Consider the following 16,293-nt stretch of genomic DNA (forward strand, 5'->3'; position numbering starts at 1 on the left):
GATAAACGGTTGTTCAACTATAGATACATCGCCTTATCAATACTTCAGTCTGTCAATGTATTCTTTATGTATTTTTGCATGCCTGACAACTTCCTTGAACAGGGCGCGCTGACGACGCATATACAGCAGAAATTCAGGGTGCCATTGCACGCCCAGCAAAAAATCCCGGGAAGGGTCTTCAATGGCCTGTACGATGCCATCAAGGTCGCGACCGGTGACCACAAGACCGTCACCAACACGGTCGATACCCTGATTGTGCAGGCTGTTGATCCGTGAACGACCACGCTCAAAAAGTGTGGCCAGCACACTGCTCCCTGTTTCCGGTTCAGCGGCAATACACAGTGTCTTGATCGGCAGGATGGTCCACCGGTTGGAAGTTTGCCTACGCCGGGAGCGCAATTCCTGGTGCAGTGATCCGCCCCGGCAAATATTGAGTAATTGGTTGCCCCGACAAATACCCAGCAAGGGTAGCTTTCGTTCGAGCGCATCGTTGATCACTGCGATTTCCAGCGCATCGCGAGCTGTATCGTAGTTGGGTTCAATCTCAGGTTCCGCTGCATAAAGTACCGGTTCGACATCGTGGCCGCCGGTCACAACGACACCGTGATATTCAAGGTCCCGCTGCTCATCACCCGGACGGAGTTGTAGCGGATTCCCGCCATAAAGGCGGATCGCCATTGCCACCAGCAACCGTGGACCAATCGCCCCACGCTGGGGTCCCGTAATGGCAATTACTGGTCGAGCCACCTGTTCTCCACCGCGGTTGCCCAGTTACTGAAAAGACGCTTGAGCGGGCTGTTGAGATATTGCAGATACGCTGCACAGCAGCGTTGCAGGCGGGCTTCATCCGCCGCGAGGCGCTCCACCTCTACCCAGTCATTCCACGACACATAAAGCCCCCAACCGGGCATGTCAATTTCGCAATCCGGCAGGCGGTAGTGAAAGGTGGGGCGTGCCTTGATCAGGGCGTCGTCGGCCCCTGCACGGACGCGCTCCTCATCGAGAAACATGAATAGCGGCAGCATATCGAGCGCACGATTGCGCGTTGGGTTATCGGTGAGGTAGTCGTCAATCAGGGTTGAAAGATCGGGCCAGTAATCCGCTGCAATGACTTTTTTCACGTAGTTGGCCGGGAAGGGGTCGACGTAACTGGTGACACGGCGGGTGAGATTGATGTCGGCGCGAACGTATAACCAGTCGTAAAGGCAGAGAAAAGCTTTCAGACAAGCGGTAATAAGCCTCGGTTCGAGACTCGGAAGTTCAGGATTAAACTGCATACCAAAGGCATTGGTGGCGCGATCCGATGTACCCTTGGCACCCCTTTCGCGCAACTGAGTGATGAGCTCCTCGACTTCGCCAAGCCTGGTCAGCGGCAACGGTGGACTCACGACCTCATGTGGCACCAGTGATTCGGCAGCCCAGGCTAATATGTCCTCGGATGTCTCTTCCAGTTGCCCGCCAAAAGAATCGCTGGAACGCGGCTCCCGCCCGAGCCGTTTGAGCAGATCGAAATCAAGCTCTACCAGCCAGTCACCATCGGGGTCGCCCTTTAGAATACGCTCGTAACGCCCTTTGGTTTCTACATCAAGTCCAAGGACTTGCGCCACACTACCAGCCAGCGCATCGAGATCAAGCCCGCTGATCTCGAGTTCGACACCGACACGACGACTCTCCCCATGGCTGTTTTGTAACCAGGGTGGCTGTTTCAGTTTCTGGTATTTGTCTTGCATTTTCGTTTTCTCAGCTATAACCGGTTCCCGGTAATACAATGTTCTGGCTTCACCATCTGCCAACCGGCCGCTTTCGGTATTTCACAAACAGTTGGGAGCTGTCTGCCGACAAGGCGAATTGCCAGCGTATCATAGGCAAACCCGTTGCGGGATGCGTTCGTTTCGGTTGAAGGCGCATCCAGAGAGATAATAGATTGCGGTTTGTCTGTCTGCTGTATTATGACGGGTAATCGGGCTCGGAAACGCAAAACAGAATAGGGGCTCAGTGAATGAAATTCCTGTTATTGGCTTTAGTTGTACTTGGCGTGCTTTATGTGGTGTTGATCGACGGCAAAAAAACGTCTGTCTCCCCTGAGCAACCGGCGGCCATTTATCAGCGGGAAGTTGAGCGCGTCGAAAACCTCAATGACTTTTTACAGGATGCGGTGGATCGGCAGGGCAGTGAAATGGACGCAGTGAAATGACTCATCTCAACGAGGGTCTGTAATGACCAGTAAAGGTTACAAACCACAGGACAGGGAGTGGATGCTGGAGGCTATGTCGCTGGCTGAACGGGCCGGGGTTGCCGGTGAAGTGCCGGTGGGCGCTTTGGTGGTATGCAACGGTTCGGTGATTGGCCGTGGCTGGAATTGCTCGATCGGCCATTGTGACCCCACCGCTCACGCTGAAATTGTCGCCCTGCGCGATGCGGCAAAATCTGTCAGCAACTATCGCCTTCCCGACACGACGCTCTATGTCACCATTGAGCCATGTACCATGTGTGTTGGTGCAATGATTCACGCCAGAATTGGTCGCCTGGTCTATGGTGCTTCAGAGCCCCGTGCCGGTGCAGTGGCGAGCCAGTTGAACTTAACCGAACAGACGCATTTCAATCATCGTATTGAGGTCGTCAGCGGCCTGTTGGCCGAGCCATGCGGAGAACTGGTCAGCCAGTTCTTTCGTCAGCGTCGCAAACAGTCCGGCCAATCCAGGTTATAGCGCCTTTTTGACGGTTACAGCGACAACATGGAACCGGTATTCCAATCGCTGGAGTTTGGCAGTTCAAGACGATTCTCCCTCTCCAGTCGACGTTTCTCATCCAGTGTGTGCCAGTTGAGTATGGTACGGAAATGGCGCACGTTCCTGACATAGCTGACGGGCTCGTAGCCCCGTGCATAGCCGTACTTAACCGTGCTGTAATATTTTTTCTGTTGTAACAGTGGCAGGAACTCTTTGACATCGTTCCACAGGTGGGGGTTGCTGCCCGCTCGCTCAGTTAGCACCCTTGCATCTTCAAGGTGACCGAGACCAATGTTGTAACCTGCCATGGCAAACCAGGTGCGGTCTGGCTCGGTGATATCGTCGGGAATACGGGATTTGGTCTGGAGGAAATATCGAGTGCCGCCATCAAGGCTCTGTCTGGGGTCAAGACGATTTTTTATTCCCATTTCTTTAGCCGTGGGCAGGGTGAGCATCATCAACCCACGAACCCCGGTCGGGGATGTTGCCTTGTGATCCCAATGCGACTCCTGATAGGCGATCGCTGCCAGAAGCTGCCACTCAATGCCATATTTTTGTGCTACCTCCTGAAACATTTCCTGATAATCGGGCAGTCGACTGCTGACGCGTTTCATGAAGAGCTGGGATCCCGCAAAATTAAATTCGTTGGTTTGAATCAGCGAGCGTTTTTTTAATCGATCCAGCTCTCCCGATGCTTCATATCCCTCCAGAAAACGATTTGCTGCTTCCACCAGGCTATCGTCGCCGTGACGGGGAAAAGCCCAGGCGATTGGCTGTGGTTCAGAAATATCAAAAGCGCCTCGAGCCCGGGGATAAATGCCCCTGTCCACCTGAAAGGAGATTGAATCCACAATGGCGTACTCCACTTCACCGGAATCTACCATTGCCATCAAATCCAGCATTTCCAGACCAGATGCCTCCCGCCATTCGAGTGACGGGTACTCATCATTTTTCAGATCTTCCAATCGTTCGCTGTGGGAACTCTGGGGAATGACCAGCAGTTGGCCACCGGCCAGATCCTCTATATCGCGGGGTCGCCTCGATCCATTTCGGTAGATCAGCTTTTGGGTAACCTCATAGTAAGGCTCGCTGAAACGAAGCGCTTTCTGACGCTGGGGTGTCACCGTTAATCCCGCTGCGGCCATATCGCCCAATGGGCCACCGATAGCAATGATCGCACCACTGACGGACTCCCTGGGAGTCATCCTTAGCTCAACACCGAGATACTCGGCAAAAGCACTGGCTAGCCAATACTCGAAGCCGCCTTCGCCCTTGGCATTTTGAAAATAGGTGGTCGAGCCCATGAGGGTGATAACACGCAACTCTCCCCGATTAATCACCTCTTCGAGTTGAGTGGGTGCGCGGCTGGTGGAAAGCGTCAGGGCGAACAAAAAAAGCAGTAAGCCATACAAGATGCGTTTTGTGGTTTTTTTCAGATGGAAGTAGAAACCCAGCACCTATACACCCAATGTGTCACGCATTCTCGGAAAGCCTCTGGCCCGGTGAAGATTGTTGCTATAAATAAAGAACAGCCCTGCAGATAACACGCCCATGCGCTTTTGATAATAGCTTAATGCCGGGCCTAGGTTAGTGAGAGAGGTCTCAGGGTTCAACCGTTTTCTGTGCATATGCCGGTCCGGAATCTCCCGATGACGCTCAGAGGGCAATTCCAGTACAATGTTGCCCCTTCGGAATGGCCCCCATACGAGTTACCTTAAGATGCAGATTTTTCCCGGAAACCCCGTACTTTCCAGTTTCAGACAACGACAGTTATTGGCGTCTCTTCAGTCAGTCGATCCTGCTGTGGAATCCGTTTACGCTGAATATAGACATTTTGTGGATCTGGTCTCGCCCCTGAGCGAAACCGAGCATCTGACGTTGAACTCATTACTGGAATACGGCCCGAAAATTCCCCCTGAGAATAACGATGGCATGCTGATACTGGTAACTCCCCGTGCCGGAACGATTTCTCCCTGGTCGAGTAAGGCCACAGAGATCATTCACAATGCCGGAGTGAACTCGGTCGGGCGGATAGAGCGCGGCATTGCCTACTATTTGAAGGGCGATATTCATCCAGACGCCAGGGTAGGGCTGGCCGATGCGCTCCACGATCGTATGGTGGAAATGGTCTGTTTTGACCTGGAAAAGGCAGGGAGCCTGTTTCAGCACCAGCAACCGGCACCCATGACCAGCGTCCCTCTGCTCGCAGAAGGACGGCAGGCGTTATCCCGCGCTAATGTCTCATTGGGGCTGGCCCTTGCGGATGATGAAATCGATTATCTGACGGCCTGTTTCCATGACCTGCAAAGGGACCCAACCGATGTAGAATTAATGATGTTTGCTCAGGCAAATTCAGAACATTGCCGCCATAAAATCTTCAATGCCTCCTGGACAATTGACGGTCATAAGCAAGAAAAATCCTTGTTTGCCATGATCAAAAATACGTTTGAAAAAAGTGGTGAAGGCGTCTTGTCCGCTTATTCAGATAATGCGTCTGTGATCGTCGGCAGTCATGCTGGCCGATTTTTCCCGAACCCGGACAGCAAAATCTATCAATTCACGCAAGAGCCGGTTCATCTCCTGATGAAGGTTGAAACCCATAACCATCCGACGGCAATTTCCCCCTTTGCCGGTGCCGGTACGGGTGCCGGCGGTGAGATACGCGATGAAGGCGCGGTGGGTACAGGGTCAAAACCCAAAGTGGGTCTTACCGGCTTTTCAGTTTCCAACCTCAATATCCCCGGTTTTGAATGCCCATGGGAATCGGATTACGGCAAGCCCGACCGGATCAGCAATGCCCTGGAGATCATGCTTGAGGGGCCTATTGGTGGTGCGGCATTCAATAATGAATATGGTCGACCCAATCTCTGTGGCTATTTTCGCACATTCGAGCAGGACTTTAATGGCGAACGCCGCGGCTATCACAAACCCATTATGATTGCCGGCGGTTACGGCAACATTCGTGAAGAACACATTGAAAAGAAGCCCTTTGAAAGCGGCTGCAGGCTGATTGTGCTGGGCGGGCCGGCAATGTTGATCGGTCTCGGCGGCGGTGCCGCGTCATCAATGAGCTCCGGCAGCAGTGCCGAAGATCTTGATTTTGCCTCGGTACAGCGGCAGAACCCTGAAATTGAACGCCGCTGTCAGGAGGTGATCGATCAGTGCTGGCAGCGGGGTAATGGTAATCCCATCGCCTTTATCCACGATGTGGGCGCCGGCGGTCTGTCCAATGCCTTCCCCGAGTTGGTAAAGGATGGTGGTTGCGGCGGCAGGTTTGAACTGCGCGATGTACCCAATGATGAACCCGGCATGTCACCGTTGGCAATCTGGTGCAATGAAGCGCAGGAACGTTATGTGCTCGCTGTACGACCTGAGCAACTGACGGATTTTGAGGAAATTTGCCAGCGCGAACGCTGCCCTTACGCAGTGGTTGGCGAAGCCACTTCCGAAAAACATTTGCTGCTAAACGATAGGCATTTTTCCGCCAGGCCAGTGGATCTTCCCATGTCTGTGTTGTTCGGAAAACCGCCGAAAATGCACCGTACAGCAGAAAAACTGACGGCAACAAAGGTATCCATTGAGCGCTCTGACATCGCGCTGGATGATGCCATTGATCGTGTACTTACCCATCCGGCTGTAGCCAGTAAAAGTTTTCTTATTACCATCGGTGATCGCAGTGTTAGCGGAATGGTTGTCAGGGATCAGATGGTGGGGCCTTGCCAGATCCCTGTCGCCGATTGTGCGGTCACTACGGTCAGTTATGACAGCTACTGCGGTGAGGCAATGGCGATGGGCGAGCGTTCACCGGTTGCGTTGCTGGATGCCCCAGCATCGGGCCGCATGGCGGTTGGGGAAGCGATCACTAATATTGCGTCAGCGGCCATTGACCGACTTGCAGACGTCAGATTATCTGCTAACTGGATGTGTGCCGCGGGCCATCCTGGTGAGGACGAAAAGCTGTTCCGTACGGTACAAGCGATTGGCGAAGAGCTCTGTCCAAAATTGGGCATTGCGATTCCGGTCGGTAAGGACTCCATGTCCATGCGCACCACCTGGGAGGAACAGGGGGAATCCAAAGCTGTCACTGCGCCATTGTCGCTGATTATTTCCGCTTTTGCGCCTGTCTCCGATGTTCGCAAAACACTAACACCGGAGTTGCGCGCCGATCTTGGCGATACAGTGCTGTTGTACATCGATCTCGGCGAAAATCGCAATCGCCTGGGCGGCTCAATTCTGGCCCAGACCTACAGCCAGCTGGGCGATACCCCGGCCGATTTGCTGAGCCCAGAGAAACTCAAAGCCTTTTTCGACGCTATCCAGGCCGCCAATCAAAGCGGCGAACTGATCGCCTATCACGATCGGTCTGATGGTGGTTTGATGGCCACATTGGTAGAGATGGCTTTTGCCGGTAATACAGGGATCAGAATTTACCTCGATGAGCGGCCAGGCGATGCACTCTCGATTCTGTTTAACGAAGAACTCGGGGCCGTTGTTCAAGTGCTCGAAGAAAGGGCCGCGTCTTTCAAGCAGCGCTTTGCCGATATCGCTATTCCGGTCAGTGTCATAGCAACGCTTGATGACACTGACGGCATTGAGATTTATGAGGATGGCGATTGTCTGTTCAGTTCCAGCCGCACCGAATTATTGCGTCGGTGGAGTGAAACCAGCTACGAGATTCAAGCACGTCGAGACAATGAAGATTGTGCCAGGCAAGAATTTGACGGGCTGTTTTTTGATAACCCCGGATTGAGCACGGCCCTCAGCTATGACATCAATGAGGATATTGCCGCCCCCTATATCAACCGTGGGGCCCGTCCTCGCGCGGCTATACTCAGGGAGCAGGGAGTAAATGGGCAGATGGAGATGGCCGCTGCATTTGATCGGGCCGGTTTCGAAACTGTCGATGTCCACATGAGTGATATCCTCGCTGGTCGTATCGCTCTTGATAGTTTTAAGGGATTGGCCGCCTGTGGTGGTTTCTCTTATGGCGATGTGCTCGGTGCCGGGGAGGGGTGGGCCAAAACCGTACTGTTCAACCCTTTAGCCCGTGCACAGTTTGAGCAGTTTTTTCATCGGCCTGACACGTTCACATTCGGTGTTTGTAATGGCTGTCAGATGTTATCCAACCTGAAATCTCTCATTCCGGGAGCGAATCATTGGCCCCGCTTTGTCAGGAATCTGTCAGAACAGTTTGAAGCGCGGTTTTCTCTGGTAAGGGTCGAGAAATCACCTTCGGTGCTGCTTGCAGATATGGCGGGCTCCCATGTGCCGATCGCGATTGCCCACGGAGAGGGAAGAGCGGAGTTCGCATCGTCGTTTGATCAGGAAACATTTGATGGCTCGGGTGCGGTAGCACTGCGTTTCCTCGATAATTTCCTGGAAATTGCAGAGACCTACCCAGCAAACCCCAATGGATCACCTCTGGGCATCACGGGTGTGACCAGCGAGGACGGCCGCGCAACGATTATGATGCCGCATCCAGAGCGGGTGTTTCGTACAGTGACCAATTCCTGGCATCCTGATGACTGGGAGGAAGATGGTGCCTGGCTGCGATTGTTCCGCAATGCTCGCCGATTTGTAGATTGAGGGCTTCTGACCATAAAAAAACCCGGCAACCGGCCGGGTTTTTTTATGGGTTATTCGACGTATGACTACAGGCTGGCAAAATAGGCAGCCAAATCCAGAATATCCTGATCGGACAGGGGTTTTGCCATACCCAACATTACCATGTCAGTACGGTTTCCATCACGGAAATCTCTTAGCTGTTTAGCAGTGTAGCCAGCTTTCTGGCCCGCCAGGTTGGGCCACATGTCGTTGTTGCTGATGCCATTGGCACCGTGACAACCGGCACAGGCCATGGCTTTGTTTTTGCCAGCCTCTATGTCACCGGCAGCCAATGCGTGGCCCGCAGCGGTTGTCAGCACTAATGCCAGGATGGTTCCAGTCAGTTTTTTCATTTGATCACTCCAGACTTGAGATATAAAAAGATAACAAAAAAGGCCATTAGTTCCCTAAACGGTGGCACACAAACAACACACTGGTGAAGAGCAGAATAGCTCCCCCCTGATGCGCCGCCGCCAGAGGAACCGGCATATGCAATAACAGGGTTGAAATACCCAGCGTAACCTGTACCGCCAGCATTAGAAGTACCAGCTTGATGCCCGTCCGCGCTTCCGGGCGAATATTGCCATGTTTCAGTGTGCTGATCGCAAAACTGAGAATCACCACTATCAATAGGTAGGCAAATATCCGGTGGTTGAACTGAATTGTCGTGATATCTTCAAAAGCCGCCAGCCAGAAAGGCTCTGTTTGATAAATGCCGGGCGGGATAAAGCTGTCACCCATTAACGGAAAAGTGGGATAGGCGTACCCCGCATCTGTACCCGCGACAAAACCTCCGGAAAGTATCATCAAAAAAACCAAGCCCAAAAGGGCAACGGCGAAATGCCGACAGGTCGGTTGGCCCTTCTGCAGGTCAGACTCTGGTGGATAAAGTAAGCTGAAAGCCACCCAGATAATGTAGCCATAGATGATGACGGCAGTACCCAGGTGGGCTGTCAGACGATATTGGCTAACACTCGGATTATCTACCAAGCCACTTTTGACCATATACCAGCCAAGTAAGCCCTGCAGGCCCCCCAGAACAAACATGGCCATAAGTTTTGGCGTCAACCCGGGTTTGATACGGTGACTAAAATAGAAAAACAGAAAAGGTACCAGAAATAGGATGCCAATCAGTCTGCCGAGTAGGCGGTGAGCATATTCGTAGAGAAAAATTCGCTTGAACTCAGGCAGGTCCATGCCGCTGTTGACTTTCTGATACTCGGGGAACTGCTTATATTTGTCGAAGGTCTGCTGCCATTCCTGTTCGTTTAATGGCGGCAGAACGCCGGAAATGGGCGCCCATTCAACAATGGAAAGCCCCGAACCTGTCAGCCGGGTAACGCCCCCCAAAAGAATCATACTCAGAATAACGGCAGCGCAGACAATCAGCCAGGAAGCCAACTGTCTATCATATCGAGTCTGCAAATCCATAAGAGATTTATACCTTCCTGTCCAGTGGGGAAGACCATTGACATGGATCTTTGCGAGGGAACCCCGATTAAGTGGTTTTTAAAATACCTCGAGGCGGCTTACTAGCATCAACTCCAGCGATCCAATATTACCAAATACAGGTGTGCATTTCCGGCAAAAATGTCCCTCGCAGAAATATTTTTGACAATTCCAGTCCGTCAGTTTGTTTGCCAAGCCTTGCTGAACAAGGCGCAATCCTGCAAAGTCAGTGAGACTTGAAGAGACTCGGAGACTGAAATGCAACAGACGACCGTCAATGGCGTCAGGGTTGCCTACCTGGACGAAGGGCAGGGTGGTGATGTCATTATTTTTTTACACGGCCTAGGAGTCAGCAGTAGAGACTGGACCGAACAGGTCGATTATTTCTGTCACCATTGGCGGGTAATTGCCCCGGATTTTCGGGGGCACGGTGCGTCAGATAAACCCGATAGCCATTACGATATATCGGTCCATGCCAAGGACGTTCTCGGGTTGATGGATCAGCTGGATATCGACCGGGCACACCTTGTTGGCCTGTCCATGGGAGGGATGGTCGCTTTTCAGATTGCAGCCATAGCGCCACAACGATTAAAAAGCATGACAATCATCAATTCTGGTCCAGCGCTCCCCGACAACACCTTCGCCGCAAAAAAAATGCTCTGGACACGAGTGCTGTCAGTTCATCTGCTGGGTATGCACCGTTATGCCCGCAAAGTGGCAGAGAGTATGTTTCCGGGGGAGGGGAGAGAGGCGTTGATTGATATCTTTACCCGACAGATTGCTTCCAACCCCAAAAAAGTTTATCTAAAAAATCTCAAGTCTCTTTTTGGCTGGGGGGTTCTGGAGCATTTGGCCGACATTGAGGTACCGACCCTGATGTTGACGGGTGACCGGGACTATTCACCGGTAGCGCTGAAACAGGCGGTGGTCGATGCCATGAAAAATGCCAAACTGGTGGTCATTGCCGATACCGGCCACGGCACACCGATTGAGAAGCCCGGGGAGACCAATGAAGCCATAGCGCGTTTCATTGAAGCTGTTTGAGCTGGCGATTGAGCTTGCGCTTCAGTTCACTCTTGGTTTTTGAGCCATTATTGAGGATCAAATTCGCCTTGTAAAACTCCAGCATCCTCACGGCGGCTACATCTGGCTCAATATAAATATCCGGGGCTTCCTTGGCCAGTTTTTCCCTAATGATACTTTTTTGCATGATCTGGTAGGTGTTGAATACGGCTTCTGACAGGGATGGGAGTTTATTGGAGACGGTGCGCGTGCCAATCACATCAACAGCAATCGTAATGTCACAGTCATCGGGCAACAAGTCGAAGGGCACAGGGTTTACCGCGCCACCATCTATCAGCACCTGTCCATCTATAGTGACTGGCTGAAAAAGTCCGGGGAGGGACATGCTCGCACGAATGGCAGGTATCAGCGCCCCATGTTGAAGAACAACCTGTTCCCGGCTCCAGAAATCCGATGCCACAACTTTTAGAGGCGTGTCGAGTTCGGAGAACTGGGTAGCATGAACGGATTCAAAGAGATAATTCAGGAGGTTCTCTACCCGAATCAGTCCCCGGCCACGAAATTGCGGGCTGATAAAATCCAGCCATTTGAAGAGGTGTTTTCTGGTGACTAGATGTTTGAGCGATTCATTATCGCGAAGGCTAAACTGGAGAAAAATTTGTTTCATGTCACCTGTTGTCATGCCCGCACAATACATGGCGCCAATTAATGCGCCGATGCTGGTACCGGTGATGAAGTAAGGCTTCAGTCCCATTTCCTCTAGTGTTTCCAGAATCAGTAAGTGGCTGATGCCCTTGGCTCCACCTCCCCCCAATGCGAGTCCAATTTTTGTCATACAAGGTTCACCCGGCGGTTTTTCACGATGATCGTTGGTTGATTTGAAGTAGAAATTCCGGTTTATTACGCAGCTTTACCATCATAACCGGAAGAAACCTGTGGCAGAAATCCCGCAAATCAAACTCCATCCTTCCTGGCTGGCCAAACTTGAAGACCAGTTCCAATTGCCCTACATGGTCAAGCTAAAACAGTTTCTGCAGGCCCAGAAAAAAGCGGGTAAAACCATCTATCCCAGTGGATCAAACTGGTTTGCAGCGTTCGATAGTACGCCTTTTGATAAGGTCAAGGTGGTCATTATCGGACAGGATCCCTACCACGGCGACCATCAGGCACATGGTCTTTGTTTCTCGGTGCTGCCCGGCGTGGATATTCCGCCATCCCTGCGAAATATTTTTCGGGAGTTACAGCAGGATTGCGGGATTCAGCCACCTCGACACGGTTGTCTGAGGGGCTGGGCTGCCCAAGGTGTGTTTTTACTCAATGCGACATTGACCGTTGAAAAGGGCCTTGCCGGATCTCACCAGGGGCAGGGGTGGGAGCAATTTACCGACCGGGTAATACAATTGTTAAACGATGAACGTCGCGGGTTGGTCTTTATGTTATGGGGCAGTTATGCTCAGAAAAAGGGGGCTATTATCGATACCGATAAGCATCTGGTGCTCAAAGCGCCGCACCCGTCGCCACTATCGGCCCATCGAGGTTTTCTGGGTTGCGGGCATTTTTCAAAGGCAAATCAGTACCTCAAGGAACAGGGCCTGGAGCCAGTGGACTGGCAGGTGCATGAGGTGGCCCAGGGCAAAGTTTAGGGTTTATCCACCTTGAGTGCGGGTAAATGCCGCTTTGCCCTCAACCAGTTCAACCCTTTTAAAACAGAGGGGGTACTGACAATACGCTTTTCCAGTGTGTATTTCCCAGGGTAGTCCAGCAGTAATAAACCTACCGCCATAGTCAGGATGCCTTGTCCGGGCATGAACAGCATCAGAAAACCACCACACAACAGGATTAAACCCAACAGGTTTTTCCCAACAAGCAATAAACCCCGGATGACCGGATGTCTTTTTTTCAATGTTGTTGTTTCGCGGTTTCCGTAAAGAAAATAATCCTCTGGGATCATTGCCACCATCCATGGCAGAGCGAGCAGGCTTCCAATGAAGGTTGCAAGAGATGCAATGCTAAGCCATGTCAACAGCATCTGATGTTCAGATAACCAAGCCAGCATCGGCTACCTCGTGCTATATTGATAAATAGAGTTAAGTTTTAATTTCAATAGTATGATTTTATTCAATTTTGTATGGAAGAGGTAGTTTTTCAATAGCAGAATATGGCTGTAAACCTATCACAAGTTCAACGCTCCCTGCCGCTTCTTCAGTCAATACGACCAACATCTCCAATTGTTCAGCAGCGCAGCGTGCTGTAGATACGACCTGTCCGACAGATTGATTCTGGTCCTGCAGATAACAGGGCATGCCCGGTAACAAACGATTCTTGGGGGCGGGGACTCCGATACGGTACATGCGGCGCTTCAATTTTCCCAAATACTTCATGCGTGCGACCACTTCCTGCCCTGTGTAACAACCTTTCTTGAAGCTGATTGCCCCGATCGCCTGAAAATTCAGCATTTGCGGTATAAACAGATCAACGGTGTCCGCTTCTACATGGCCAAGACCGGATCGAATATCCATGAGTTGCCAGAGCTCGGTCCCCACAGGTTTTACTGTATCCCGTAGTGCCTCCCAAACAGACGGTACTTTTTCACTGGAAACGATAAATATTTTTCTGCCATCGACCAATGGATACTGATAGGCCGTGTCAGTCAGACTCATTTTTTCAACAGATTTTCCGGCGCTCCCCAACAAACAGTAGTGATCACTGGTATCAGTCAGCTCAACTTTGAAAAACACCGCATATTTGGTCAACTCGTTGACCAGCGGGGTAATCAGGCTGCGGTGTAATTGAAGCAAAAAGTGGTGATTATCAGCATGGAACAGGACAAAACTGGCCAGTATTCGACCTTTGGCATTACAGCGAGCACCAGGAGTTGACTCACCAATTGCCAGCTGAAGTACGTCACTGGTTATCTGTCCTTGCAGAAAACGAGCCGCATCCGGGCCTTTTACTGAGATCAAACCCTGGTGAAGAAGAGGGCTCATGATACCATCGTCCTCGGCCAACAATGCCTGGAAGTCTGTTGGTGATTCATGGAAATGTATTTGGTCATCATTGATGACCGCGCCCTGAGTGGATAGGTATCTTTGCCAATCGTTCATGATTTGCCCGGTTGAGGTGAATGTAACCATCCTGATGAGTTTAAACTCACTTGTTCCATTATAATGCCTGACATTCTATTTATTGAGACAGAGGCGACCGCCGATGGAAAGAAATCGACTATTTTGGGCAAGCCGACGCGGAATGCTGGAACTGGATTTGGTGTTGCAGCCTTTCTTGGACGACATTTATCCTACACTTGAAACGGCAGACCAGGAACGCTACCACAAACTTCTCGAGTGCGAAGATCAGGATATGTTCGGTTGGTTCCTCCGCCGGGAAACCCCGGTAGACCCTGACTTGCAAAAAATTGTGCAGATCATTCGTGACTCAAGATCCCGTCCGGGTTGAGATGGAACTTTATCGTTCGTTGCTGCTGTTGGTCTGGATTCTGTCCATTCACAGTCTTGCCGCATGCCTCCTGATTGTCTCGGCAATACCTCTATGGCTGAAGGTTTTAACAATCATTCCGGTATTGGTGGGTGGCGCGCACACCTGGCTTATGTGGTACAGACAGCCGGTCAAGCAACTGAGCTGGACAAACGGCCATTGGCAATTGAATCGTGCCGATCAGCGAGAGGATGTCACCTTACAGCATTTTTTTAGGCTGGGCAGGCTATTACTACTTCGATTTCACGGCGCGAAAAGACGTTATTCTGTTCTGGTGTTGCCTGACAGCACCTCGCCTGCAAACCTGCGCAGGATTCACGTAACGCTACAGTTGGGTTAGGTCAACGTTTGCTGACAATAAAGTTTTGTCCGGCGAAATTGATTGGCACCATGATGGTATCTTTGGCAACTGCAGACAGGTCCGGGTAATCCAGTGTGTAATGCAGACCGCGACTCTCTTTGCGTTGCTCTGCAGAGCGAATGATAAGCTCCGCCACTAACACCAGATTGCGCAGTTCCAGCAAATCCCGGCCGATTTTATAGTTGCTGTAATATTCATCAATTTCTTTTTGCAGCAGTTTAACCCTGTGATGAGCTCTGGCCAGTCGTTTCCGGGTTCTGACAATGCCTACGTAATCCCACATAAAGCGGCGCAACTCATCCCAGTTATGCGCGATGACGACGTCTTCGTCTGAATGGGTGACACGACTCTCATCCCAAGCTCTCGCCTTATCCGGTTCTGGAATCAACTCAATGCTTTCGCGAATGGCCGTGGCGGCTGAATGCCCATAAACCACGCACTCAACCAACGAATTGCTGGCCATGCGGTTCGCCCCATGCAAACCCGTAAAAGCTGTCTCACCAATCGCGTATAAATTCCAAAGATCGGTCTGACCTTTTTGGTTTACCACGATACCACCACAGGTATAGTGAGCGGCGGGAACCACGGGAATGGCTTCTTTTGTGATGTCGATTCCATACTTCAGGCACTGAGCCATAACCGTGGGAAAGTGGTTTTTTAGAAACTCTTTCGGCCGATGTGATATGTCCAGATAGACACAATCGATGCCCAGCCGCTTCATTTCAAAGTCAATGGCTCTGGCAACAATATCCCTGGGAGCCAATTCCGCCTTCGGGTGGAACTTGTCCATAAACCGCTCACCATTGGCCAGCGTCAGGTAAGCGCCTTCACCACGCAGGGCTTCAGTAACCAGAAATGCCTTGGCATTGGGGTGATAGAGACAGGTGGGATGAAACTGGTTGAATTCCATGTTGGCTACCCGACAACCGCGACGCCAAGCGACAGCAATGCCGTCGCCGGTGGCACCGTCGGGATTGGTGGAGTAGAGGTAAGCCTTGCTGGCACCACCGGTTGCCAATACAACAGCTTTTGCCTGAAAAACGCGGACACAGTCCTGTTCGTTATCGAGCACATAAGCTCCCGTACACCGCATGCGGCTGGAGCCTTTGTCGGCCTGAGTGATCAGGTCAACAACAACATGACTCGGAAAAACCTGAATATTGGGATGCTGAAGTACCCTATCTGCCAAAGAGGATGAAACTTCCTTACCTGTGGCATCGGCAGTATGCAAAATTCGACGGTGACTGTGGCCACCTTCCCGTGTCAGATGGTAATCAACGTTATCCTCATTGCGGGTGAACTGGACGCCCTGCCTGACTAACCAGCGGATGGCATCTGGCCCGTTCTCAACGGTGAATCTCACGGCATCTTCGTGACATAGCCCCGCACCAGCTTCCAGGGTATCTCCAACGTGGGACTCAATAGAGTCCTCAGTATCAAAAACGGCGGCGATGCCACCCTGCGCATACCAGGTAGACCCCGACTGAATGGCACTCTTACTGATCAGCGCAATTTGATAATTATCAGCCAGTTCAAGCGCTACGGTCATCCCTGCAGCGCCACTGCCAATCACCAATACATCATGACAATGGGGGTTTTTCATTAACTGCCTAAAGTCCTCGAAACCATTGAGGA

At 51.6% G+C, this 16,293-nt stretch carries 16 protein-coding genes; 7 read left to right on the forward strand and 9 right to left on the reverse strand.

What is annotated here, in order from left to right; translation table 11 throughout:
• Positions 1-36: 36 nt before the first annotated feature.
• Positions 37-747 carry a gamma-glutamyl-gamma-aminobutyrate hydrolase family protein gene (locus tag AACZ64_RS03245; protein WP_293614805.1) on the reverse strand — a complete coding sequence of 237 codons (711 nt, stop codon included), beginning with the start codon at positions 745-747 and terminating at the stop codon, positions 37-39.
• Positions 732-1,730, reverse strand: coding sequence for an amidoligase family protein (locus tag AACZ64_RS03250; RefSeq protein WP_293614806.1), 999 nt, complete (start codon positions 1,728-1,730; stop codon positions 732-734). The genes AACZ64_RS03245 and AACZ64_RS03250 overlap by 16 nt, the downstream gene beginning before the upstream one ends.
• Before the next feature lie 269 nt (positions 1,731-1,999).
• Between AACZ64_RS03250 and AACZ64_RS03255 the strand changes: the two genes are divergently transcribed.
• Both AACZ64_RS03255 and tadA read left to right on the forward strand, forming a co-directional pair.
• Complete coding sequence (locus tag AACZ64_RS03255) at positions 2,000-2,194, forward strand: hypothetical protein (RefSeq protein WP_293614807.1); 195 nt, start codon at positions 2,000-2,002, stop codon at positions 2,192-2,194.
• Positions 2,195-2,216: 22 nt separating this feature from the next.
• Entirely contained in the window at positions 2,217-2,708 is a 492-nt protein-coding gene (gene tadA / locus AACZ64_RS03260; protein WP_293614808.1) for a tRNA adenosine(34) deaminase TadA, read from the forward strand.
• A gap of 14 nt (positions 2,709-2,722) precedes the next feature.
• On the opposite strand, the gene mltF is transcribed toward tadA, so the two are convergent.
• Complete coding sequence (gene mltF, locus AACZ64_RS03265) at positions 2,723-4,186, reverse strand: membrane-bound lytic murein transglycosylase MltF (protein WP_293614809.1); 1,464 nt, start codon at positions 4,184-4,186, stop codon at positions 2,723-2,725.
• Between the two features lie 262 nt (positions 4,187-4,448).
• On the opposite strand from mltF, the gene purL reads away from it, so the two are divergent.
• Positions 4,449-8,315 (forward strand): phosphoribosylformylglycinamidine synthase, encoded by a 3,867-nt coding sequence (purL, locus tag AACZ64_RS03270; RefSeq protein ID WP_293614810.1) that lies wholly within the window; start codon positions 4,449-4,451, stop codon positions 8,313-8,315.
• 65 nt (positions 8,316-8,380) lie between these two features.
• On the opposite strand, the gene AACZ64_RS03275 is transcribed toward purL, so the two are convergent.
• Entirely contained in the window at positions 8,381-8,686 is a 306-nt protein-coding gene (locus AACZ64_RS03275; protein ID WP_293614811.1) for a cytochrome c, read from the reverse strand.
• A gap of 46 nt (positions 8,687-8,732) precedes the next feature.
• On the reverse strand, positions 8,733-9,764 hold the full coding sequence (locus AACZ64_RS03280; RefSeq protein ID WP_293614812.1) for a COX15/CtaA family protein: 1,032 nt from the start codon (positions 9,762-9,764) through the stop codon (positions 8,733-8,735).
• A gap of 276 nt (positions 9,765-10,040) precedes the next feature.
• Between AACZ64_RS03280 and AACZ64_RS03285 the strand changes: the two genes are divergently transcribed.
• Positions 10,041-10,826, forward strand: coding sequence for an alpha/beta hydrolase (locus tag AACZ64_RS03285; protein WP_293614813.1), 786 nt, complete (start codon positions 10,041-10,043; stop codon positions 10,824-10,826).
• On the opposite strand, the gene AACZ64_RS03290 is transcribed toward AACZ64_RS03285, so the two are convergent.
• Positions 10,810-11,640 carry a patatin-like phospholipase family protein gene (locus AACZ64_RS03290; protein ID WP_293614814.1) on the reverse strand — a complete coding sequence of 277 codons (831 nt, stop codon included), beginning with the start codon at positions 11,638-11,640 and terminating at the stop codon, positions 10,810-10,812. The two genes, AACZ64_RS03285 and AACZ64_RS03290, sit on opposite strands and share 17 nt — an antisense overlap.
• 100 nt (positions 11,641-11,740) lie before the next feature.
• Here AACZ64_RS03290 and ung point away from each other — a divergent pair, with 100 nt between their 5' ends.
• A complete protein-coding gene (ung, locus tag AACZ64_RS03295) occupies positions 11,741-12,448 on the forward strand; it encodes a uracil-DNA glycosylase (protein ID WP_293614815.1) in 708 nt (235 codons plus the stop codon).
• On the opposite strand, the gene AACZ64_RS03300 is transcribed toward ung, so the two are convergent.
• Together AACZ64_RS03300 and AACZ64_RS03305 are read right to left on the reverse strand one after the other, a co-directional pair.
• Positions 12,445-12,861 carry a hypothetical protein gene (locus AACZ64_RS03300; RefSeq protein WP_293614816.1) on the reverse strand — a complete coding sequence of 139 codons (417 nt, stop codon included), beginning with the start codon at positions 12,859-12,861 and terminating at the stop codon, positions 12,445-12,447. The two genes, ung and AACZ64_RS03300, sit on opposite strands and share 4 nt — an antisense overlap.
• A gap of 58 nt (positions 12,862-12,919) precedes the next feature.
• The gene (locus AACZ64_RS03305) at positions 12,920-13,909 is read right to left on the reverse strand and encodes a hypothetical protein (protein WP_293614817.1); all 990 of its coding nucleotides are present in this window, start codon (positions 13,907-13,909) and stop codon (positions 12,920-12,922) included.
• 103 nt (positions 13,910-14,012) lie between these two features.
• On the opposite strand from AACZ64_RS03305, the gene AACZ64_RS03310 reads away from it, so the two are divergent.
• Positions 14,013-14,258, forward strand: coding sequence for a succinate dehydrogenase assembly factor 2 (locus AACZ64_RS03310; RefSeq protein ID WP_272992044.1), 246 nt, complete (start codon positions 14,013-14,015; stop codon positions 14,256-14,258).
• Positions 14,233-14,637, forward strand: a complete 405-nt coding sequence (locus tag AACZ64_RS03315) for a hypothetical protein (RefSeq protein WP_293614818.1) — start codon at positions 14,233-14,235, stop codon at positions 14,635-14,637. The genes AACZ64_RS03310 and AACZ64_RS03315 overlap by 26 nt, the downstream gene beginning before the upstream one ends.
• Position 14,638: 1 nt before the next feature.
• Here the strand turns inward: AACZ64_RS03315 and nadB are convergent, their stop codons facing one another.
• Complete coding sequence (gene nadB, locus AACZ64_RS03320) at positions 14,639-16,261, reverse strand: L-aspartate oxidase (protein ID WP_293614819.1); 1,623 nt, start codon at positions 16,259-16,261, stop codon at positions 14,639-14,641.
• Between the last annotated feature and the right edge of the window lie 32 nt (positions 16,262-16,293).

The sequence above is a fragment of the uncultured Porticoccus sp. genome, assembly GCF_963975625.1.
GTDB lineage: Bacteria > Pseudomonadota > Gammaproteobacteria > Pseudomonadales > Porticoccaceae > Porticoccus.